This window comes from Bacillus sp. FSL L8-0167, assembly GCF_038630295.1.
In the GTDB taxonomy this organism is placed as follows: Bacteria; Bacillota; Bacilli; order Bacillales; family Bacillaceae; genus Bacillus; species Bacillus safensis.
In genome coordinates, this window is record NZ_CP152027.1 from 1,974,730 (window position 1) to 1,994,152 (window position 19,423).

The 19,423-nt window shown below is 41.2% G+C and carries 25 protein-coding genes; 9 read left to right on the forward strand and 16 right to left on the reverse strand.

What is annotated here, in order from left to right; all coding sequences use genetic code 11:
* The first annotated feature begins 50 nt into the window (after positions 1-50).
* Positions 51-524 (forward strand): Hsp20/alpha crystallin family protein, encoded by a 474-nt coding sequence (locus tag MHB66_RS09990; protein WP_034280567.1) that lies wholly within the window; start codon positions 51-53, stop codon positions 522-524.
* Between the two features lie 41 nt (positions 525-565).
* Here MHB66_RS09990 and MHB66_RS09995 read toward each other — a convergent pair whose 3' ends face one another.
* Positions 566-784, reverse strand: a complete 219-nt coding sequence (locus tag MHB66_RS09995; protein ID WP_024422697.1) for a hypothetical protein — start codon at positions 782-784, stop codon at positions 566-568.
* A gap of 75 nt (positions 785-859) precedes the next feature.
* Positions 860-1,192 (reverse strand): winged helix-turn-helix transcriptional regulator, encoded by a 333-nt coding sequence (locus tag MHB66_RS10000; RefSeq protein ID WP_024428324.1) that lies wholly within the window; start codon positions 1,190-1,192, stop codon positions 860-862.
* Between the two features lie 138 nt (positions 1,193-1,330).
* Between MHB66_RS10000 and MHB66_RS10005 the strand changes: the two genes are divergently transcribed.
* The 3 genes from MHB66_RS10005 to MHB66_RS10015 all read left to right on the forward strand — a co-directional run bounded on the left by MHB66_RS10005 (position 1,331) and on the right by MHB66_RS10015 (position 3,882).
* Positions 1,331-1,948, forward strand: coding sequence for a nitroreductase family protein (locus MHB66_RS10005; RefSeq protein ID WP_046311503.1), 618 nt, complete (start codon positions 1,331-1,333; stop codon positions 1,946-1,948).
* 237 nt (positions 1,949-2,185) lie between these two features.
* Positions 2,186-2,389, forward strand: coding sequence for a DUF3311 domain-containing protein (locus tag MHB66_RS10010; RefSeq protein WP_024422700.1), 204 nt, complete (start codon positions 2,186-2,188; stop codon positions 2,387-2,389).
* Positions 2,389-3,882, forward strand: coding sequence for a sodium:solute symporter (locus tag MHB66_RS10015; RefSeq protein WP_046311504.1), 1,494 nt, complete (start codon positions 2,389-2,391; stop codon positions 3,880-3,882). The genes MHB66_RS10010 and MHB66_RS10015 overlap by 1 nt, the downstream gene beginning before the upstream one ends.
* 39 nt (positions 3,883-3,921) lie before the next feature.
* On the opposite strand, the gene MHB66_RS10020 is transcribed toward MHB66_RS10015, so the two are convergent.
* Entirely contained in the window at positions 3,922-5,307 is a 1,386-nt protein-coding gene (locus MHB66_RS10020; protein ID WP_041117716.1) for a S41 family peptidase, read from the reverse strand.
* A gap of 150 nt (positions 5,308-5,457) precedes the next feature.
* On the opposite strand from MHB66_RS10020, the gene MHB66_RS10025 reads away from it, so the two are divergent.
* Positions 5,458-6,156, forward strand: coding sequence for a class I SAM-dependent methyltransferase (locus tag MHB66_RS10025; protein ID WP_046311509.1), 699 nt, complete (start codon positions 5,458-5,460; stop codon positions 6,154-6,156).
* 92 nt (positions 6,157-6,248) lie between these two features.
* Positions 6,249-6,500, forward strand: a complete 252-nt coding sequence (locus MHB66_RS10030; RefSeq protein ID WP_024422704.1) for a hypothetical protein — start codon at positions 6,249-6,251, stop codon at positions 6,498-6,500.
* A gap of 50 nt (positions 6,501-6,550) precedes the next feature.
* Here the strand turns inward: MHB66_RS10030 and MHB66_RS10035 are convergent, their stop codons facing one another.
* The 12 genes from MHB66_RS10035 to cgeC form a co-directional block, all read right to left on the reverse strand.
* Positions 6,551-7,381 carry a M15 family metallopeptidase gene (locus MHB66_RS10035; protein ID WP_046311511.1) on the reverse strand — a complete coding sequence of 277 codons (831 nt, stop codon included), beginning with the start codon at positions 7,379-7,381 and terminating at the stop codon, positions 6,551-6,553.
* A 68-nt stretch (positions 7,382-7,449) separates the two neighbouring features.
* On the reverse strand, positions 7,450-8,145 hold the full coding sequence (gene deoD, locus MHB66_RS10040) for a purine-nucleoside phosphorylase (protein WP_012010274.1): 696 nt from the start codon (positions 8,143-8,145) through the stop codon (positions 7,450-7,452).
* 112 nt (positions 8,146-8,257) lie between these two features.
* A complete protein-coding gene (locus MHB66_RS10045; RefSeq protein WP_034280548.1) occupies positions 8,258-8,575 on the reverse strand; it encodes a hypothetical protein in 318 nt (105 codons plus the stop codon).
* 54 nt (positions 8,576-8,629) lie between these two features.
* Positions 8,630-9,238 (reverse strand): phosphatase PAP2 family protein, encoded by a 609-nt coding sequence (locus MHB66_RS10050; protein ID WP_046311514.1) that lies wholly within the window; start codon positions 9,236-9,238, stop codon positions 8,630-8,632.
* Between the two features lie 50 nt (positions 9,239-9,288).
* Complete coding sequence (locus MHB66_RS10055) at positions 9,289-9,459, reverse strand: YozD family protein (RefSeq protein ID WP_065214722.1); 171 nt, start codon at positions 9,457-9,459, stop codon at positions 9,289-9,291.
* Positions 9,460-9,709: 250 nt separating this feature from the next.
* On the reverse strand, positions 9,710-10,390 hold the full coding sequence (locus MHB66_RS10060; protein WP_024422708.1) for a hypothetical protein: 681 nt from the start codon (positions 10,388-10,390) through the stop codon (positions 9,710-9,712).
* A gap of 142 nt (positions 10,391-10,532) precedes the next feature.
* Positions 10,533-10,757 carry a YozE family protein gene (locus tag MHB66_RS10065; RefSeq protein WP_024422709.1) on the reverse strand — a complete coding sequence of 75 codons (225 nt, stop codon included), beginning with the start codon at positions 10,755-10,757 and terminating at the stop codon, positions 10,533-10,535.
* Between the two features lie 79 nt (positions 10,758-10,836).
* The gene (locus MHB66_RS10070; protein WP_012010281.1) at positions 10,837-11,118 is read right to left on the reverse strand and encodes a YokU family protein; all 282 of its coding nucleotides are present in this window, start codon (positions 11,116-11,118) and stop codon (positions 10,837-10,839) included.
* Between the two features lie 2 nt (positions 11,119-11,120).
* A complete protein-coding gene (gene ablA / locus MHB66_RS10075) occupies positions 11,121-12,521 on the reverse strand; it encodes a lysine 2,3-aminomutase (RefSeq protein WP_034280543.1) in 1,401 nt (466 codons plus the stop codon).
* A 118-nt stretch (positions 12,522-12,639) separates the two neighbouring features.
* Positions 12,640-14,016 carry a sigma-54-dependent Fis family transcriptional regulator gene (locus tag MHB66_RS10080; RefSeq protein WP_046311516.1) on the reverse strand — a complete coding sequence of 459 codons (1,377 nt, stop codon included), beginning with the start codon at positions 14,014-14,016 and terminating at the stop codon, positions 12,640-12,642.
* A gap of 146 nt (positions 14,017-14,162) precedes the next feature.
* The gene (locus MHB66_RS10085) at positions 14,163-15,458 is read right to left on the reverse strand and encodes a glycosyltransferase family A protein (RefSeq protein ID WP_041117728.1); all 1,296 of its coding nucleotides are present in this window, start codon (positions 15,456-15,458) and stop codon (positions 14,163-14,165) included.
* A 17-nt stretch (positions 15,459-15,475) separates the two neighbouring features.
* Positions 15,476-15,796, reverse strand: coding sequence for a spore maturation protein CgeC (gene cgeC / locus MHB66_RS10090; RefSeq protein WP_041117730.1), 321 nt, complete (start codon positions 15,794-15,796; stop codon positions 15,476-15,478).
* Between the two features lie 207 nt (positions 15,797-16,003).
* Between cgeC and MHB66_RS10095 the strand changes: the two genes are divergently transcribed.
* Complete coding sequence (locus tag MHB66_RS10095; RefSeq protein ID WP_024422714.1) at positions 16,004-16,405, forward strand: hypothetical protein; 402 nt, start codon at positions 16,004-16,006, stop codon at positions 16,403-16,405.
* 15 nt (positions 16,406-16,420) lie between these two features.
* Entirely contained in the window at positions 16,421-17,383 is a 963-nt protein-coding gene (locus MHB66_RS10100; RefSeq protein ID WP_041117732.1) for a DUF3880 domain-containing protein, read from the forward strand.
* Positions 17,384-17,412: 29 nt separating this feature from the next.
* Here MHB66_RS10100 and MHB66_RS10105 read toward each other — a convergent pair whose 3' ends face one another.
* On the reverse strand, positions 17,413-18,135 hold the full coding sequence (locus tag MHB66_RS10105; protein WP_046311519.1) for an acylneuraminate cytidylyltransferase: 723 nt from the start codon (positions 18,133-18,135) through the stop codon (positions 17,413-17,415).
* Between the two features lie 246 nt (positions 18,136-18,381).
* Between MHB66_RS10105 and MHB66_RS10110 the strand changes: the two genes are divergently transcribed.
* Positions 18,382-19,410 (forward strand): SDR family NAD(P)-dependent oxidoreductase, encoded by a 1,029-nt coding sequence (locus tag MHB66_RS10110; RefSeq protein WP_034280530.1) that lies wholly within the window; start codon positions 18,382-18,384, stop codon positions 19,408-19,410.
* The last annotated feature ends 13 nt before the right edge of the window (positions 19,411-19,423 follow it).

The window sequence follows — 19,423 nt, forward strand, 5'->3', positions numbered from 1 at the left end:
CAGGCGAATGGGCATATACTAATTCAGGGCATTTAGAAAGGATGATTCGCATGTTCGACTGGAACCGATTATTCCCTTTTCAAAAGCAGTTCTCAAAAGAAGCTTTAAAGAATTCAGATCCTAAAGACGTTGAGCAGTATGTCAATCAAGTCATGGAAAGTGTATTCGGCTCCAATTATCCTGCTCAGTTCCCATTTCAGGACCCGCTTTCTCAAAATCAAAAAACGAGAGAAACTGATGTCGAAAAAGAAAAAGAGCCAGAAGTCGAAGTGTTCGAGACGACTGATCATGTGTTTGTCAAAATTGAAATTGCTCGTCCGAACACAGAAAAAGTCAAAATCAAACATACAGCCAATCTGCTGTTTATTGATCATTTTCCTGAAGAAGGGACGCAGAAGAAAGTCGTCCTCCCTGCTGCTGTGAAACGAAAAGGAACGAAGGCGTCGTATCAAGATGGTATATTGGAAATTATGTTTTTAAAGCATGATGATCCAGGAATTTCTGAAATTGATATTCCATTATAAAAAGCCTGCTTTAAGAACGGAAGCAGGCTTACTCTTTTTTCTTAATAATATGGTGGATATCCGCCGCCATAAGGTGGTGGAGCAGGCGGTGGTGGCGGCGGGTAATATGGACGGGGATAATTAAAAATCGCACTTCCTAGAAATCCGCCAAGCAGTCCGCCGACTAAAGGAGCGCCAAAACCAAAAAACAAAGGGACTCTGGATTCATATGGCGGAATGCCAGGGGCGCCGCCTCGAAAATACGGAGTATGAGGGTACATGCATTTCTCCTCCTTTGTCATGTGCCTAACATCAGCATATTCATCAGGAGTCAAAATGTTTGGGCAAACCTGAAACTAGGCTTGCTCCTTTTTCCCGTGAGAGTCTGTATACTCCCCTGCCCACCGAGATACCTCATGAAACACATCATGCAACGCATTCCCTTTTTCAGTTAAACTGTAAATGACTTTGACAGGCGTCTCAGGCAGGACGGTCCGCTCTATAATCCCTTCTTGCTCGAGCTCTTTTAAGCGCTCTGCGAGCATTTTTTGACTGATCGACGGGATCGTGTCTGTGAGGTCTTTAAAACGCTTTGGTCCATCAAGCAATACATGTATAATGAGACCGTTCCACCTTTTGCCTAGGAGTAAAAAAGCTTGCTGAATGTGTGGACATAATTGGAATTCCATAAATTTCAGCCTTTCTTTTCATGATTGTTTGACAAACTAACGGTGTACAATTTAAAATAACTCTAGTTACAATAAGTAAGTTTCTCACTTTTTAGTTATTGTACCATATTATTTGCAAAAACGGGAGGAAATATCCATATGGCGACCGATCAAAAAACGATTGATATCTTAAAACAAAGAGCTTCAGTAAAAGAGTATGATACTTCTCATGAAATGACAAAAGAAGAGTTAACAGAGCTTCTTGAAATCACAACAAAAGCACCATCTGCTTGGAACCTTCAGCATTGGCATTTCACTGTTTTCCATAGTGCTGAAGCAAAAGCAAAATTACTTCCAATCGCTTACAACCAAAAGCAAGTATCACAGGCATCAGCTGTTATTGCAGTTCTAGGTGACCTTGAAGCTAACCAAAATGGCGAAAAAATCTACAGTGAACTGGCAGAACTAGGCTTCATTACTGAAGACATTAAAGAAACATTGATGACTCAAATCAATGGCGCATACCAAAGCGAGCAATATGCACGCGAAGCAGCGTATTCAAATGCTTCATTAGCTGCTATGCAATTAATGATTGCGGCAAAAGCAATGGGCTATGATACATGTGCAATGGGTGGTTTCAGTAAAGACGCGTACATCAAAGAATTCAATGTAAGCGGCCGCTACGAACCGGTTATGCTGATTTCAGTTGGTAAAGCAGCGAAAGAAGCTCATAAAAGCAATCGTTTCGACATCGAAGAAGTATCTGATTTCCTTTAAAAATTGGAAAAGCCTCAGCCTTTATGCTGGGCTTTTTTATTTGCTTTAAATATTATTTCTACATACTTTCTTTCACCTCCCCCCTCTTTACATCTTCACTCTTTCTCCTTTTTGAAGAATGAAAGCGTTATATTAGTATGATATTCACCAAAATGATTGTTTTTTCTGAAAATGGTCTTGTGATCTAATCTGACAACTGCTATTATTATGAAATTACAAAATATTCAGGAGGAAATCATGAACAAAAAATTGATGCTGGCACTACTTATCGCGATTCCATTCATCGGACAGCTCGCATTGCTGCCTTTTGCAAATCGCATTCATCCATTTGTCATCGGCCTGCCCTTTTTCCACTTCTGGCTCTTGCTATGGATTGTACTCACACCAATTTGCACATTTATCATTTATAAGATGCAACATTCAAATGGAGGAACTGACTAATGCAAGGAAATTTAACAGCTTTATTGATTACTGCAAGTATTATTCTCATCGTCGTGGTCATCGGATTTGCCGCTGGTCGTGACAAATCATCAAGACAGTCAGTAGAAGAATGGTCTGTCGGCGGAAGAAAATTTGGCGGACTGCTCGTCTGGTTCCTCGTTGGCGCAGACTTATATACAGCTTATACCTTTTTAGGGCTTACAAGTACAGCTTATACAGCTGGAAGCGTCGCTTTTTTCGCTATTCCTTATTCCGTCCTAGCTTATTTTATTGCTTATTTCTTTTTACCGAAACTATGGACTGTTGCGAAAAATCACAACCTTACAACACTTGCCGATTATGCACGTGAGCGGTTTGACAGCAAGCTGTTATCCAGTTTGATTGCGATTGTTGGAGTACTTATGCTGATTCCTTATATTTGTCTTCAGCTGAGCGGGATTCAAGATACGTTAACTGTCGCTGGAACTAGTTATATTAATGTGAATGCAGTTGTTATTATTTCATTTATTTTAGTTGCACTTTATACATTTTTCAGTGGTATTAAAGGTCCTACATATACAGCCATTATTAAAGATATTCTCGTTTGGGTGATCATGCTGTTTATGGTCGTTTCACTGCCGATCATTCATTTTAACGGCTGGACACCGATGATGAATACGTTAGCCAAAGAAGCACCTCAGCTTCTAACGATCCCTGAAGGCGGTCCTAAAGGCATTTTATGGTTTATTACTGCTTCAGGCGTTTCTGCTCTTGCTTTGTTTATGTGGGCACACGCAGCAACTGGGGTTTTTACAGCCAAAAGCGCAGATGCCATCCGTAAAAACAGCATGTTTTTGCCTCTTTATAATATTGTATTGATTTTGGTCATCTTCCTTGGATTTATTGCTTTTTTAGTCTTACCAGAAGATACAAATCCGAGATTTGCTCTTCTTCATTTAATTCAAACATCATATGGCGGCGTGATGCAGGGACTCGCCTATTCTACGATTGCACTGGCTTCCCTCATTCCATGCTCCATCATGGCCATTGGCGCATCGAATTTATTTGCCAATAATTTATACCGTGACTTAATTCATCCGAATGTGTCACCTAAAAGATTGACCATCATTACACGTTCGATGGTGTTTATCGTCATCGGACTCGCTCTTTTATTCGGGATGCTGTTCCCAACTGCACTTGTCACGCTTCAGCTCATTGGTGTTTCAGGAATGGTTCAAATCTTCCCAGCTATTGCCATCAGCTTATTCTGGAAAAAACAATCGAGAGAAGCAACGATTGCCGGGTTACTCATTGGAATCATCGTTACCTTTACAGCGAATATCTCACAAGTCACGTTCGGCCTTTATGAAGGTTTTCTTGGTTTACTAGCAAACGTCATCGTCATCTTGATTTTGAATCCATTCTTCCAAAACAAGGTCACATCCAATTCTGTCATGAATGATCTATTTGAAAAGGATCATGAAAAAACAGAAGCGCTCACAAACGAAGTGTAAGGATAAGAAAAAGCAGTCCCCTGATGAGGACTGCTTTTTTTATTTCATTTCTTTTTTCAAGACTTCAATGGCTTTTTTCATTTGTGTATCGTTGTTCTTTAGCTTATCTTGGATCTTTGTCATCAGAACGGTCGTTGTATCTCCTGTCAGAATACCGTCTGATTTAAGATCGTTGTCTGTTTGGAAGCTTTTGACGATAGACTGGAATGCTTGATCATACTCACCGTTTGCTTTTGCTTTGTAGCCAAGCGCTTGGAACATTTTTTGAGCTGCTTTGACTTCATCTCCATTGTCATTTAGCTCATATGATTTTTTCGGGCTTAAGTAAGGCAGCTTTGCATAACTCGGAAGAGCTGCTTTGACCTGTGGTTCGATACCTTTTTTGTGGATCCAAGAACCGTCTGGTGTCAGCCATTTTGCAATGGTTAACTTGACACTAGAACCATCATTATAGTTTTGCGCATTTTGAACAGTTCCTTTGCCAAACGTCTTTTCACCCACAATTTGAATGCCTGAAGATTGGTGCAGAGCCGCCGCCATGATTTCAGCAGCGCTGGCTGATCCTCCATTTACAAGGACAACTGCCGGCTGATGGACTTTGCGTTCTTTTTCAGCCTTGTACACTTGTTTCTTCCCTTTTTCTTCAACCTGCATGATGACTTTTCCTTTATCAATAAAGTCATTGCTCATTTCAATGGCTTCTGTCATGATGCCGCCTGGATTATCTCTCAGGTCAATGACAAAACCTTTTGCCCCTTTTTTCTCGAGGTCATCAATTGCTTTATCCAGCTCTTTCGACGTGGTTTCAGCAAAGGACGTAATTTGGATTTCTCCTATTTTGTCTTTTGTGAGTTTTGCATACACCGTTTCAAGCGGAATCGTGTCTCTTGTGATGGTCACATCTACATTACCGACTCCTTGACGATTGAGATGCAGCTTAACATCCGTTCCTTTTTTCCCTCTAATGAGAGAGACTGCTTTATTGACCGACATTCCTTTGGTGCTTTTTCCATCCACTTTTAAAATATGATCATGAGGTTTCAAACCAGCTTTTTCAGCAGGAGAGCCTTTAATCGGCGCGACAATTAAAATTTGTCCATCCTTCTCTTCTACTTGTGCACCAATTCCTTCAAATGAAGAAGAAATGGTATTGTTAAATCCTTCGGCTTCCTCCTGATCCATATATGTAGAGTATGGATCATCAAGTGATGCAATCATTCCTTGGATCGCACCATCTACTAGTTTTTGATCATCCGTTTTTTCGTAATACTCATCCTTTACCTTCGTATACGCAGCCATGAGTTTACTAAACTTCTCGTCTCCTGAGACGCTGACAGCACCTTGTTTTGTGATCACAAATGTAATCGCTGAGGACAGTGCAGCAGTCACCAGAATGGCTACCACGAACTTCATTTGTTTTTTCAAAAAAACACCACCTTTATCTCCTTTCATTATTATCAAGGACGATGCTTCATCCGTCAACCAAAGGATCAACTTCTATTTGAAAAGATAAGCCATTTGCCCCTCTATTGCATAATCTTTAGAGAGGAACAGGATAAGGAAAGAAGGGATTATATGAGTGATTATGTAGAAATGCTTGCTTATTTTGGCGTATCAGGTGCCCATCCTGGCGGAATTGAGTTAACAAAAACGATGATTGAGCATATAAAACTGCCGCCTCATGCACGAATACTTGACGCTGGATGCGGTACAGGACAGACCGCCGCCTATTTAGGAAATATAGGTTATCAGGTGGAGGCCATTGATACGCATCCATTGATGATTGAAAAGGCGAACCTGCGATTCAAACGGGAGGAACTACCGATCCGTGCTTTAGAGGCATCCATTGAGCAGCTGCCCTTTCCAGATCAAGCGTTCTCTCTACTCATCAGTGAATCTGTTTTAAGCTTTACCAAGCTGCGTGATGCACTAGCTGAGATCAAACGTGTGCTTGCTCCTGGCAGCCAATTGATTGCAAATGAAGCTGTGTTAAAAGCCCCTCTTACGCCTGAAGAGCTTGCAGCGGTTCGGAATTTTTACGGCTTCCACTCGCTCTTGTCGCTTGAAGAATGGAAGGAGCAGTTAACCGAAGCGGGCTTCCGTGACATTCAGATTCTCTCATTCGATGAACATATGGGGCAGGAGGAGCCGACAGAGATGGAATTATCTGAACACATACCCCCTTCTCTTTACGAAACGCTGCAAACACACTACGATCTCATTGGGGCACACCGAAAGCAGCTAAGTCACATTCTATTTGAATGTACCGTATAAAATGAGCGAATCTCCTATATGTTTTGTCCAAACTCTATGAAGTCTCTCGCATAGGATAAGAGTGAAAAGAGTTTGTCATAAGGAGGAAAAACATGGAGCGCTACTACAAGCTTTGTCAGCAGCACATGGGGAAAGTCGCTAGAATCACTGACCGTAATGGCAGAGTACACGTCGGACGCATTGAGCGTGTGACAAACCGTAAAGTTTATATTCGTCCAGTCGGCGGGTCTCGCGGAGGCTTTGGCTTTGGCTATTGGGGCGGATATTATGGCTGGGGTGCAGCGTATGGCATCGGCCTCGGTTTCATTACCGGCTTCGCATTAGCAGGATTGTTCTTTTTTTAAAAGAAGAATAAGAGAAGGCCTCCCGAATAGCTGGGAGGCCTTTAACTTGTTTAGATTTTCTTTACTTTGTTCATGTATTCTTCAAATGTTAAATCATGATCATGCATCGCTTTTGCGGCTTCTTTTCCCACATAGCGCAGATGCCACGGCTCATATTCGTATTTCGTAATGTCTTCTTTTCCTTTTGGATAACGGATGATAAAGCCATATTTATAGGCGTTTTTAGCCACCCATTTGCCATCTGGTGTTTCACCAAACTTTTCAGAGATCTCAAAACCGGCACTTTTTGAGGAAATGTCCATGGCTAAACCTGTTTGATGTTCACTTTCGCCTGGTAAAGCGACTGCTTCTTGTGCTTTTTCTTTGCCTTTTAATTTGACCTCACTATCAAAAATGACTTTTTGACGGTCATAGGAGCGATAGCCAGATACTGCAGCAAGCTCGAAGTTTTCCTTTTTTGCACCTTTGAATAACTTCTCAAGCGCTTCCGCTGCTTCTTTGCGGATATATCGCTTTTCAATATCTTCCGAAAAAGAGAATTCTACTTTTGGTACAACGAGATCAGAAGGTTTATAGGTTCCTGGTAATGCATATTCTTTGTTGACAAGTGCTAGCACATTTTCAGGATTTTGAATGGTTTTCAGACCGCTCACAACCTTGATGTCATTGAAATATTCACTCTTTAACGTCAGCTCTTGATTCGATGAATCTGCCTTATCGTTTGAGTTGTGCTGGGGAGATGAACTTGCTGCGTTTTTTTGTTCGTTTGTTTTGTTTGAGTCAGATGTACCGCTTTTTTGATCCAGCAACTGGCAGCCTGATAGCGCGGCTGTCAAACCAAGAATCGATGCGATTGAGAGTATTTTGTAGCTTTTCTTCATGACATACCTTCCTTTTGCTCTTCTAAAAAAATAAAGATGCGCTACATTGTAGCACACCCTTTATACTATTATAAAACGGAGTCTAGCGCAATTAAGATCATTTCATCAAACGTTGTTTGACGCTCTTCAGCTGTTGTTTCTTCTCCTGTTAGAACGTGATCACTCACAGTCAAAATTGATAACGCTTTTCGATCAAATTTTGCTGCAAGAGAATAAAGAGCGGTTGTCTCCATTTCGATCGCTAGGATACCATATTGAGCCATGAGCTCAAGTGGTTTTTCATTGTAAAATTGGTCTGCTGTAAATACATTTCCGACACGTACAGCGACATTTTTTGCTTCTGCCGTGTCGTAGGCTTTCTTGAGCAGGCCAAAATCAGCGCATGGCGCATAATCAATCGGTCCAAATGCCACACGATTCATTTGTGAATCTGTTGATGATGTCTGGGCTAAAATGACGTCACGTACATTGACATCTCTTTTGATGGCTCCGCAAGATCCAACGCGAATTAAGTTTTGAACATCATAGCTTTGAATGAGTTCATTCACATAAATCGAAATAGACGGTACGCCCATCCCAGTGCCCTGTACAGAAACACGTTTTCCTTTATAGGTTCCAGTATAACCATACATTCCGCGCACTTCGTTATAGCACTCAACATCTTCTAAATATGTATCTGCAATATATTTCGCACGCAGCGGATCGCCTGGCAGCAATACCGTTTCTGCAATTTGTCCTTTTTCTGCTCCAATATGTACACTCATTTTTTAGCCTCCACTTACGTTTACTATGTATTTTATCCTATTTATTATAAACGATTGAGCTAAAAAAAGAAAATACCAGCTGAATCTCAAGCTGGCATCATCAATCATCTATTTAACTTATCGTCATCATTCGTTCACTGCGTTTCCACCCTGCCGGAGAGAGCTGATAATAGCACTTCCCCTTTTTCTTATCATCAATCACAACAATATCACCTGTTGTGATAAACCGCGCATTGTAATCATTAGGGACTGTATCATGTACATTAAATGTCGAGAATGCTTTTTCCAGTACATCAAGGTGTGTTCTGCCGCCAATCTTTGTCCGGTACACAGGCAGATGCCCGCTTGCAGCGCCATATTCAGGTGTCTGATAAATGGTTAAGTGAAATGCTGAAGGTTTCTTTTGAAAAAATCTCAACGTCAATTGCATTCAAATCCCTCCCCTTTTATATAAAATTGGCTGGGATCTGTCAATTTCCTTCTTCTATTTTTGTCGAATGACAGGCAATCTTTCGTCAATCTTTTTACAAATGAGAAATAAAGCGAGTCCTATCGCAAAGCCTCCTGCAACATCTGTCAAATAATGCACCCCGATATACATCCGGCTGATGCCAATGGCCAGAATGCAAAGCCCTGTGATCAAATAGACGATTTTTTGTCTTTCTTTCAGCCATGGGATCATTTCAACTAATAGATAAGCCATAAAAGGGTATATGGTGGCTGCATTCATCGAATGTCCGCTCGGAAAGCTGTAATACGTTTCACCTACAAGGTGATCAAAGGCCGGACGCTCTCTAGCAAACAGCCCCTTTAATTCATGATTGATTGTTTTTTCTGTGAGATATAGTAGAAAAAGCATCATGATAGAGTAGTAGCGCTTATACATAAACAAGACCACACTAAAAATGAGCATGATTGGAACGAGCAGCGCGCTGATGCCTAAGTCCGTCAAAGCCAGCATGACATCATTTAAAAAAGGGAGTCTGATGCTTTCAAACCATAAGATGATCTGGTTGTCCAAATCTTGAAAAGCCCCAGATACCATGAGCGCAGCAATGGCGCCAAATAAAATGAAAAGATATAGGATGTACACGCGAAAGATTCCCCTCCCTCTCTCTTCAGAATCTCTTCAAAGTATAGTACCTACCACGCCTCTTCTTCAACTATCATTGCTTTTTTCAGCATATATTCAAATGTAATGTCGGCCAGCTCAAATGTTTCAAGCTCAGCAGGTATGTACCCTCTTTTGATCAGCTCCACGTAGAAGAACTCCGCAATTTCCTCTGTATCAATCACCAAATCTGCTTCTTTCATTGCATTCCGCCTCCTTTTTTATGATGTATGAACGCCGGCTGTTTTTTATTACAGTTTGTCATAATGGCTCATTCCATACATATAAATGCAGTAAACAAAAAGAAAAGGGGCTTGAGGCAATGAAATGGTTAAGCATATTAGATGGAGAAACTTTTGATCAGGTGATGGGCCGTATCTTGAGGGGATGGTTTTATGTGATTGCATTTTTCTGTGTGCCTTATTTTTTATTCGTGTTAGGACAAGTCTTTCTTTAACCAAAATGTTCGTGTAAACTTTCCAAAATAAAATCCATCATATCCTTATATTCTGGATCTTTGAAAAATTCATAGAGAATTTTATAATCGTTATAAATATCAAGAAGCTCATCCACTATAGATACAGCCAGAAATTCAAGTGAAGATTCGCTTTCTTGTTTCTCTTCCAGCTGCAATAGAGCCGTTTGGACCATATCTTCTTCTAACTCTTTTGAGGTTTCTCCGACGTAATGCACAAAAAGAAGCTGATGAACAAACTGGTCCATCTCATATTTTCTTAGGACAAGCGTTAAATCTTCCTCTTCTGTTTCCAGCCACTCTCCGTCTTTCAGCCTCGTGAGTTCGTAAATGACATCTTCCCAGCCATCTTCAAGGTAGCGCCAAATTTCAGTCCGATGACCGATGATTTTAAACAGCTCTTTTCCGTAATCTTTTACATATACAACATCGCCAATGAGGAACTCATATTCAATGTCCAGCTTTTCTGTATCGACAATCACTCCGCTATACTCATCGTAAAGCTGAAGTGATGTTTCAAAATAAAGCACCTCATTATGATTGACCTCATATAAATAGTGCTGGTCAATTTGATGGACTTTTGTAATCGTTCCGACTGTGCCGTACATGACAACGACGACAATATCCCCTACTTGATATTTTGGTGCTTTCGCCTTCATTCTGTCTCCCCCTTGCCCGACTTTTGGTCTTAACGTATCGTATGCCGGCGCAAGGAATTCTGCATGGGCAACCACACCATGCAAAACGCCATTTTATTTCTCATGAAAAAACCGCTTCTCCATCCGGATAAGCGGTTGTGTGTTATTTTTTTTTGACTTCTACTTCGTATTGCTCAAACGCTTCGTCAAATGTTGTCATTGAGCTTAAATAATCACCATTTAATTCTAAATAAGCGCACAGCTCATGATAATCTGTGGAAGCTTTAGGAAAGCTGTGATCCTCGTACGCAGCATTTGCGAAATGGCTGATTTCATCTTTCGGTTTTGGATGTCTGAACTTCATTAAATAATGGTAAAACGACTTCACCTGTTTTTCCCTCCGCGACACACTATTTTGTTGTTATATTATACAGCAATTTGATGACTTGTATAGGCAGAGGTACAACTTATGATGAAAAGTCAAAGTAATTTCGTTTTAATAACCGCTCCATGCTCATTAATTCTTCATAGGAGATTTTTTCTGGAAGTTTTGTCTGATCCACTAAAATTAATTGATCTTCAATCTCTTTGACCGTCTCATCCTTTTGATAGGTCATCCCGCAGTGCGTGCAGGAAATGGATGGCGTTTCGATGATTTCAATTGATTGTGTGCCCGTGATCAGTTCCCAATAGACTGTTGTCTGCTCCGCATTTGCTTTATTTTCCTCACACCAATCACATGTCAGCAAGGCTATTTCTCCTCCTTTACGGTTTGTTCTTTTTTGAGCTGCGCTTGATATTTCTTCTCTTTTAATTCATCTCGTTTTTCACGTTTGTTTTTAAGTGTGTCGTGCTCAGGATTTGTCTCATATGCTTCTCTACGTTTCATTCGGCTTAAATTCTCAGGCGTAAACGATCTCGCTTCATCCTCTAATAGTGCGGTAATACCAATTGCCGGTTCTTGTTTCTCTTCATAAATTTCATTAAAATACGCATCTGCCTGGCCTGCGACGTAATGCTCTGGTTCTGGATAAGAGGTGATGACACCTTCAAAGTTACGAAGGACGACTTTGTCAGGGCTTTGCGATAATAAATAATTTGGCTGTAAAGCAATTTTCCCTCCGCCTCCTGGCGCATCTACTACAAAGCTTGGTACTGCATAACCACTCGTATGTCCTCTTAAGCCTTCAATGATTTCAAGCCCTTTTGATACCGGCGTTCTAAAGTGGCCAATGCCCTCAGATAAATCACATTGATAAATATAATATGGTCTGACCCGAATCTTCACAAGATCGTGCATCAGCTTCTTCATAATCGGCACACTGTCATTAATACCTGCAAGGATGACGGCCTGATTCCCTACAGGAACACCGGCATTCACAAGACGTTCGCACGCTTCTTTTGCTTCTTTTGTGATTTCAATACTTGTATTGAAATGGGTGTTCAGCCAAACTGGGTGATATTTTTTCAAAATCTCGCACAGCTCATCTGTAATACGCTGCGGAAAGACAACCGGCGCGCGGGTTCCAATCCGAATGATCTCAACGTGCGGAATATCCCGTAAGTTTTTCAAAATGTATTCAAGCACTTGATCATTGATTAACAGCCCATCTCCGCCAGAAATTAACACGTCCCGCACCTCAGGTGTTTCTCTAATATATCCAATTGCAGCATCTAACTGCTTTTTCGGCACACCCATACCAATCTGGCCGGAAAAACGTCTTCTCGTACAATAACGGCAGTACATGGAGCACTGATTTGTCACAAGAAACAGTACACGATCTGGATATCGGTGCGTGAGCCCCGGGACAGGTGAGTCCTCATCTTCATGCAGCGGGTCTTCCAGATCATATTTTGTTTTATGAAGCTCTTCTGCAATTGGCACAGATTGCATACGTATTGGACATCTTGGATCGTCTGGATTCATCAGTGAGGCATAGTAGGGTGTAATGTTGAGTGGAATGGTTTTAGTGGAAATCTTCACCCCTTCTCGTTCCTCTTCTGTTAAGTTTACGATTTTTTCTAAATCCTCAAGCGTTTTCACAGTATGCGTCAGCTGCCAAATCCAGTCGTTCCACTTTTCCTCAGGTACATCCTTCCAAAGCTCAATGTCCTTCCAGTGACGTGCCGGTTCATACAATTTCTGATTCATATCCATTCCCCCTATCAGCATTCACTTTATACTATGCAAGTTATGTGCCAACATGGGAAAATGCCCCTATTCTTTACAAAAGGAGCTTTTACCCGTCATATTCAATTGGATGTTGTGCCTATATTTCGGCATCTGCATATTTCTTTAATTTATATTGCAGCGTTTGTCGAGGAATTTTTAAAGCAGCGGCGGTTTTTTTAATATTTCCATTATGCTGATGTAAAGCTTCTTGAATCAATGTTTGTTCAAATGAAGACACTTGATTTTTTAAGGAGGATTCAGATGTTTCTTTTTCCAGCTTTTGCTCACGTAAATGAGCCGGAAGGTATAGAGGGATGATCTCTTCCGCTTCCTTTGGCATCATCAACACGGCATGCTCTATCGTATGTTTTAATTCTCTAACATTCCCAGGCCAGTGGTGCGCCATAAACAATCGTTCCGTTTCTTCAGAAAGGCGTGTAACGTTTTTTGAAAACTGCTGATGATAGGTTTGAATGAAGTAGCGGGATAGCAGCGTGATATCTTGCTTTCTTTCACGAAGCGGCGGGATATGAAAAGATGATACATGCAGTCTATAAAATAAATCTTCTCTTAAAATTTGCTTTTTCACTGCTTCGAATGGGTCCATATTGAGCGCAGTAATGAGCCGAACATCCACTTGAATGGATTTTGCGTCACCGATGCGGCGGACAACGCCATCCTCTAACACACGTAATAATTTCGTCTGCAGCGTGAGCGGCATCTCTTGCAGCTCATCAAGAAAAAGTGTGCCCCCATCAGCTAATTCGAAAAGTCCCTTGCGATCAAGCGCGCCCGTATAGCTCCCTTTGACAGATCCGAACAATAAACTTTCAAGTAATGATTCTGGGAGTGCTGCGCAGTTTTGCGGAATGAACACTTGATTTTTCCGGTCAGATTCATGGACAATGGCTTGAACGAGCACTTCTTTTCCTGTCCCTGTTTCCCCGTAGACAACAACTGATGATGGATAAGCAGCTGCTTTTTTTGCCCTTTCAAGCATTTCTTTTAAAAGCGGATCATTTGTTAAAAATGAAGCAAAATCATGCATTTGTACGGCCTCAGCCGCGTCTTGTGTCCGCTTTTTTTGCCCTAACCGATTGGAAAGAGCCGACAGCTTTGATACATCTTTTGCGACTTCGACCGCGCCTATTAACTCGTTATCTTCGATAATAGGCAATGTCGTGTTCACTGTTTCAATCCTTTCTCCATTTTTATTCAAATAGGTTTGCAGCGAATGATAAATGGGCTTTCCTGTTCGCAACACATGCATGAGCGTACTTGTTTTTTCAGTTAAAGAGGGATACACATCAAGGATGTACTTGCCAATCACCTCTTCTTTTTGTAAAGAGTCAAACTTAGCGGCATTATGATTGTAAAAAATCGTCATCCCTCGATCATCTACAACGTGAATGGCTTCATCAATAGCTTCTAAAATCAATTCAAACCAATCTGCTCTTTCGACAACCTTCCCCATTCTTTCCCCCTCACTTTCAGTGCCAAAAAACCGGCATCAATTGCCAAGTTTTCAGCGGCTTGATCATTTCTTAAAGGTTCCTGTCCTTTTCATGTTTCGCTTTTTCCTTTCTACTTCCTGCAATCATTGCGAAAAAAGCACCCCTCTTATGAGGAGTGCTTTCGTCCGGATGTTTGATAAAGAGACATATCGAATTCTTGCAGCGATTCCCTATACAGCGGCACAATCGGCTTTCCTTCCTGAAAAAACGCAAATTGGGATGGGTACAGCTTAATCGGCTGATGATAAAAAGCAAATCGCTTCACGACCTCAGGATCAATACGGCAAAAGGCATAATGCACAAGTAAATAAACATCTTGTTTCCATTTAAACAGGCGCCTGTTTGGCGGACTGAAAACTGGAGAAGCCTGAATTATGCTGCCATCCTCAAATGCCTGAAGCTGATCATTTGAAATCGTATAGATCTCCTTAGGGTGAAACTGAAAATATTGCACGTCACGTTTTGAAGCAAACCGTCTTTTTTTCTGATCTTCAATATAAAAGAACGTTTTCCCATTATCTGCGGTAACGACTGTATAATTGGGTACTGCCAGCTTCTCTTTCATTTCATATTTCATCTCACATAACAGCGGAACACGGATCGCACGCCTGTTCTTTTCATTGATCCAGCGTTTTTCAATTCCATGAAGTTTCCCGTCTGCGATTTGATAATAATCTCCTTCTTTTTCAATGACCGTTCCGTCAATTAAATCATACGGCATACTCGAAAACAGATGATGAAAGGAATGGGGCGTTTTATACGTTGTATCCAGTACATCTTTTAATGGAAAAAACGCAGCGAAATGATTCAGCCTCATCCAAAATACAGAATCTGCATGATGCCAGTGCTTTGGCTCATCATCCCAATATTGTCCGTATTTTTCATAGATCAGTGGAAGCAAGCAGCTTCTGTGCATGACCGAACAATGGTCCACTTGAAAGGACGCATGCTCTAAGATTTGATCTGCTTCTCGAATAAAACTCATCGTTTCCACTAAATGCTGATCAACATGCACGACCCGCTGCGAGGAATACACAATATCTATGTGAGGCTTCGACCGAAAAACATCCACCATTTTAAGCAAACGATCTTGATGGTACATGGTATCATCGGTTAAATAACAAATGAGCTCACCTGTTATACGGGTTAATGCTTCATTAATAAGCGTCGCATATCGTGCGGTTAACAGCCGTTTTGCTGGATGAACTGTGTGCGAATACAGCTGAATGCGTTCATCACTTAAATAGGGCTGGATCTTTTGAATGGTGCCCTCTTCTGAGCCATCATCCATAATCAAAAGCTCCCAATGCGGATACGTTTGTTCTAGCATACTCTTTAGCACACGATCAATGAAATCTGGTTTATTGTAGCTTGTTAAAATCACCGATACTTTCATGATCATTATCCTTTTTGATTAGATTAAAAAGCCCCCCAGCTGACAATGTTCACATAAGGAACACTCACTCTTAGCTGATTTGTCGCGTTTTTAAAGACCGCTACCGTATCAAACAATTGCACGACAACCACGTTTTGAAGTACATCTCCATTAACTAAATGAACACGCGGCACCGGAATGCCAAGCTCAAGCCATGGACGAAGTAATTCTTTGATGTCTGACACATTCTCATCATCACTTTCTTCTAAAAGGCGAAGAAGAAGTAAAATCAAGATGACTTCAAGCACTCCTTCCGACTCTAGTAATTCTTCGTTCCAACCATCTAATAATTGTTCAAATTCCATTCATAATCCCTCTCTCTTCACATTTAATCTTTACTAGAGTATGAGAACTGCTTCATTTAGCCTCAGCATTTGAAAACATTTTTAAAAATGTGTGAACTGATTAATTGAAAAAAAGAACAAGGAATCAGCGTTATGCTTATGCCAAAAAAAATGAATGGCATATACATAGGGGTGAGTTTGAATTGATGAGGAAAGGATGGGGAAAAAATGAGCGAAAAGCGTGCTGAATTAAAAAAGGAACTATTGAAAGTGTTTTTCAAACCAATTACTCATGCATTAACAGCTAATCTCGAAGAAGGAGGAGTTCAAATGGAAGAAAAATTGAACGATTTATTAAGTGAAGTGGCAGCTGAGGCATCACCTTCAGATTCTGCTACAACACTCGATGTATCTCAGCCAGCAAGATGGATCTTTGCAAGACTTGCACCAGGAACAGTCATTAGCATTGTCACTGACTCAGGAGATTTAATTGGGCCAGTTCAATTTGTATCATTCGATGCTTCAACAGGCGTTGTATTTGTTACACAAGAAAGCTCTGTCACACCTACAGGCTCAGCAACGACTCTATTAGATGTAGATAAAGTTGAAAGTGTTACATTCACTTCTTAATGTGAGAGGATCATCATGAAGCTTCTTTATATCAGTTCTGGCTACGGCGGAATCTATCACATGTTTGATCAATGGGTAGAAGAAAGCTTCATTGATTCCCCCTTTTCATGTGTAAAGATTGATAGAGAATCTCTACCCACGAACATGCACAAAATCCGGACATTTTCTCCGGATTTTGTTTTGATGATGATCGGTGATCATGTTCCGAAAGATGTGCTTCATCAATTCAAACAAGAAAAAATCCCGATTGTTCTTTGGATGACAGAAGATCCCTTTTATACAGATGTGTCAGCTGCTTGCGCACATGAAGCTCAGCTTATATTAACGATTGATGAAGGGGTTTTGCCATTTTATAAACAATTAGGCGCTGATCATACGCACTACTTTCCCATTCCGGCAAATACACGTGTCTTTCAGAAAAATGAATCGCCAGAAGAGATGTGCACGTATGACATTGCACTCATTGGCTACCCTTATCCCAACCGCATCAAAGCCATCGATACACTCTTGCAGCAAAACAAATGGCGTATTCTCGTTGCAGGTAAGGAATGGCACCGTCACTTAAACAAATCACGGAGACATTATCGTGATTTCACACTCATAACGAATTGGCTGAGTCCTCAGCAAATGGCGGACATTTATCAGCAGACAGCGATTGTCCTGAATCCGCATAGGCCGGCTCAATTTGCGTATAACAAAAACAAAGCCATGATTCAAAATATGAGCCTCAATAACAGAGCATTTGACATTGCTGCAACTGGGAGTTTTCAATTGACGGATCTACCTCCGCCGCCTGCTTTTTCAAGCTTTGCTTTTTACAAAGATGAGGACGATTTGATAGAACAGGTTGAATACTATGGATCAAATGCAGGTGAAAGAAAGACGGCCGCACTGAACAACTACGAGCAAGCCGTTCGCTGGAATACATTTGATACGATGCCACAAAGGCTTTATGACATTGTAAAAAGCGCCCTATAACTGGGCGCTTTTTCTCGTTGAATGCCAGCTTATGCATGATCTTCCGCATCTCGGTGAGCTAATAAGATTTTCTCTGCCTCTTTCCGGTCTGCCTCCTGTTTCACCACAAGCGACCGCGTGCGATCCATCATATAAGCTCCGACAGATCCTTCTAAAAAGGAATGAATGCATTCTTTTGCATAATGAGCATGAAAAGCATATACCGCACCATTTAGCCGGCCATACGTATATGGCTGCTCATGCTTTGGCATGAAAAAGTAATGATTGTCCTTATATAAAGTAGCTTCATTGTTTTCATGCAGTGTCCAAGTTTCATTTGGGTTTTCTAACGCCTCTGTAAAAGATGCGGTGCAGTCATATCCCCCTTCCACTAAAAGCTGCAAGCACTTCTCGATATCTGCCGGCTGTCTTAGAGGAGACGATGGATGCAGATACAGCACAATATCAAAGGTTTTTCCCTCCCGCTCTAAATAAGCAAGCGCATGCTTCACAGCTAACAGTGACGGCGTTTGTTCTGTCACATGTGTGCTTGGCAGTTCAATCACATTTGCTCCGTAGTGAGATGAAATGATTTGCGTATTGACATCCTCTGAGGAGACGATGACTTCATCTAATTCAATCATTTGCAGTAACGGCTGAATGGTCCAATAGATAAGCGGCCTCTCTGCCAATATGCGTATGTGTTCATCATGCTGGCCGTCGTGACTTCTAAATGCAGGTATCATAGCTAAAATACGATTTCCCCTATACATGTCTTCTCTTCTCCCCTCGCGCACAGCTCCCTTACCATTTTCTTCCCGAGCTGACCGCAGTACTGAAGTATTCAGGTCTCTCGTTTTTCTAGTTGATCTCTTATCTCTCCATATTCTATTAAGACGACTAGCAGATGGTTATAATTTGTTCACCTAATTTATGCATGAAGTGGTTCTTTTCCTCAAACGAATGCCGCTCTTTCACATATGATGCAAAGTAGAGAAATGAGAGTTGGGGGATTAGATATGTCCAAACAGATAGAAACGACTTTGAAGACCTTTTTTCGTGACAAAACGATATTGGTTACAGGCGGTACGGGGTCAATCGGCCGGCAAATCGTGAATAAATTAACAAGTTGCTCTCCAAAGAAGATAATCGTCTTCAGTAAAGATGACAGCAAACAATACATGATGAAAAATGAGTACGCAGAACATCCAGAAGTCGTATTCGCTTTAGGAGATGTCCGGGATGCAAGCCGCGTGAGACAGCTCGTCAAGGGTGTGGATATCATTTTCCATGCAGCGGCCTTAAAACAAGTACCCACTTGTGAAGATAATCCGTTCGAAGCCGTTCAAACGAATATCATCGGCGGACAGCACGTCATTGAAGCCGCCCTCGAACATGAAGTGAGTCATGTCGTCAACATTTCAACTGACAAAGCGGTTTCTCCGACGAATGCCATGGGTGCAACAAAATTGATTTCAGAAAAACTATTTTTCCAAGCAAACGAAAGTATTCCGAATCAAAAAACCAGGTTTTGCTCTGTACGCTTTGGCAATGTGCTTGGATCTAGAGGTTCCGTTATTCCGATCATGCTCCAGCAGCTATTAAATGAAAAACCTTTGACCGTGACTGATCCTCATATGACACGTTTTTTTATGTCTATTGAAGAGGCTGTTTCCCTCACACTTCAAGCAGCAATTATGATGAAAGGCGGCGAAACCTTCATTCTCAAGATGGAGTCCTTACAGCTTGCCGATCTTTTAAAAGCGTTTCACGAATATGCCGCTCAAATCAATGCTCAATCTCCAGATGTTCTTGTAGTCGGAAAAAGACCTGGCGAAAAGCTTCACGAGGAGCTCACATTCCCGCACGAAGCAGATGCACTGTTTGAACATGAACAATTTTATGCCATTTTACCAAGACCACATTTGCACCCTGCCTTTCAAAAAGTCGACTTAACGAATTACACCTCAAAAGAAGCACCGCTCATTACAAAAGAAAAGCTGTTCCACATCATTGAACAATTACATCATACACATCATAAAAAATAAAAAATCGTCACAC

Coding starts and splice junctions, on each gene's coding strand:
- MHB66_RS10110 (WP_034280530.1), top strand. CDS start 18,382: ATGTCCAAACAGATAGAAACGACTTTGAAGACCTTTTTTCGTGACAAA.
- MHB66_RS10085 (WP_041117728.1), bottom strand. CDS start 15,458: ATGATCATGAAAGTATCGGTGATTTTAACAAGCTACAATAAACCAGAT.
- MHB66_RS10055 (WP_065214722.1), bottom strand. CDS start 9,459: ATGAAAGAAGCAGATTTGGTGATTGATACAGAGGAAATTGCGGAGTTC.
- cgeC (WP_041117730.1), bottom strand. CDS start 15,796: ATGGAATTTGAACAATTATTAGATGGTTGGAACGAAGAATTACTAGAG.
- MHB66_RS10045 (WP_034280548.1), bottom strand. CDS start 8,575: ATGCAATTGACGTTGAGATTTTTTCAAAAGAAACCTTCAGCATTTCAC.
- MHB66_RS10080 (WP_046311516.1), bottom strand. CDS start 14,016: ATGGGGAAGGTTGTCGAAAGAGCAGATTGGTTTGAATTGATTTTAGAA.
- MHB66_RS10000 (WP_024428324.1), bottom strand. CDS start 1,192: ATGGAATTCCAATTATGTCCACACATTCAGCAAGCTTTTTTACTCCTA.
- MHB66_RS10005 (WP_046311503.1), top strand. CDS start 1,331: ATGGCGACCGATCAAAAAACGATTGATATCTTAAAACAAAGAGCTTCA.
- MHB66_RS10030 (WP_024422704.1), top strand. CDS start 6,249: ATGGAGCGCTACTACAAGCTTTGTCAGCAGCACATGGGGAAAGTCGCT.
- MHB66_RS10105 (WP_046311519.1), bottom strand. CDS start 18,135: ATGTATAGGGGAAATCGTATTTTAGCTATGATACCTGCATTTAGAAGT.
- MHB66_RS10035 (WP_046311511.1), bottom strand. CDS start 7,381: ATGAAGAAAAGCTACAAAATACTCTCAATCGCATCGATTCTTGGTTTG.
- MHB66_RS09990 (WP_034280567.1), top strand. CDS start 51: ATGTTCGACTGGAACCGATTATTCCCTTTTCAAAAGCAGTTCTCAAAA.
- MHB66_RS10015 (WP_046311504.1), top strand. CDS start 2,389: ATGCAAGGAAATTTAACAGCTTTATTGATTACTGCAAGTATTATTCTC.
- deoD (WP_012010274.1), bottom strand. CDS start 8,145: ATGAGTGTACATATTGGAGCAGAAAAAGGACAAATTGCAGAAACGGTA.
- MHB66_RS10025 (WP_046311509.1), top strand. CDS start 5,458: ATGAGTGATTATGTAGAAATGCTTGCTTATTTTGGCGTATCAGGTGCC.
- MHB66_RS09995 (WP_024422697.1), bottom strand. CDS start 784: ATGTACCCTCATACTCCGTATTTTCGAGGCGGCGCCCCTGGCATTCCG.
- MHB66_RS10010 (WP_024422700.1), top strand. CDS start 2,186: ATGAACAAAAAATTGATGCTGGCACTACTTATCGCGATTCCATTCATC.
- ablA (WP_034280543.1), bottom strand. CDS start 12,521: ATGAATCAGAAATTGTATGAACCGGCACGTCACTGGAAGGACATTGAG.
- MHB66_RS10060 (WP_024422708.1), bottom strand. CDS start 10,390: ATGAAGGCGAAAGCACCAAAATATCAAGTAGGGGATATTGTCGTCGTT.
- MHB66_RS10095 (WP_024422714.1), top strand. CDS start 16,004: ATGAGCGAAAAGCGTGCTGAATTAAAAAAGGAACTATTGAAAGTGTTT.
- MHB66_RS10100 (WP_041117732.1), top strand. CDS start 16,421: ATGAAGCTTCTTTATATCAGTTCTGGCTACGGCGGAATCTATCACATG.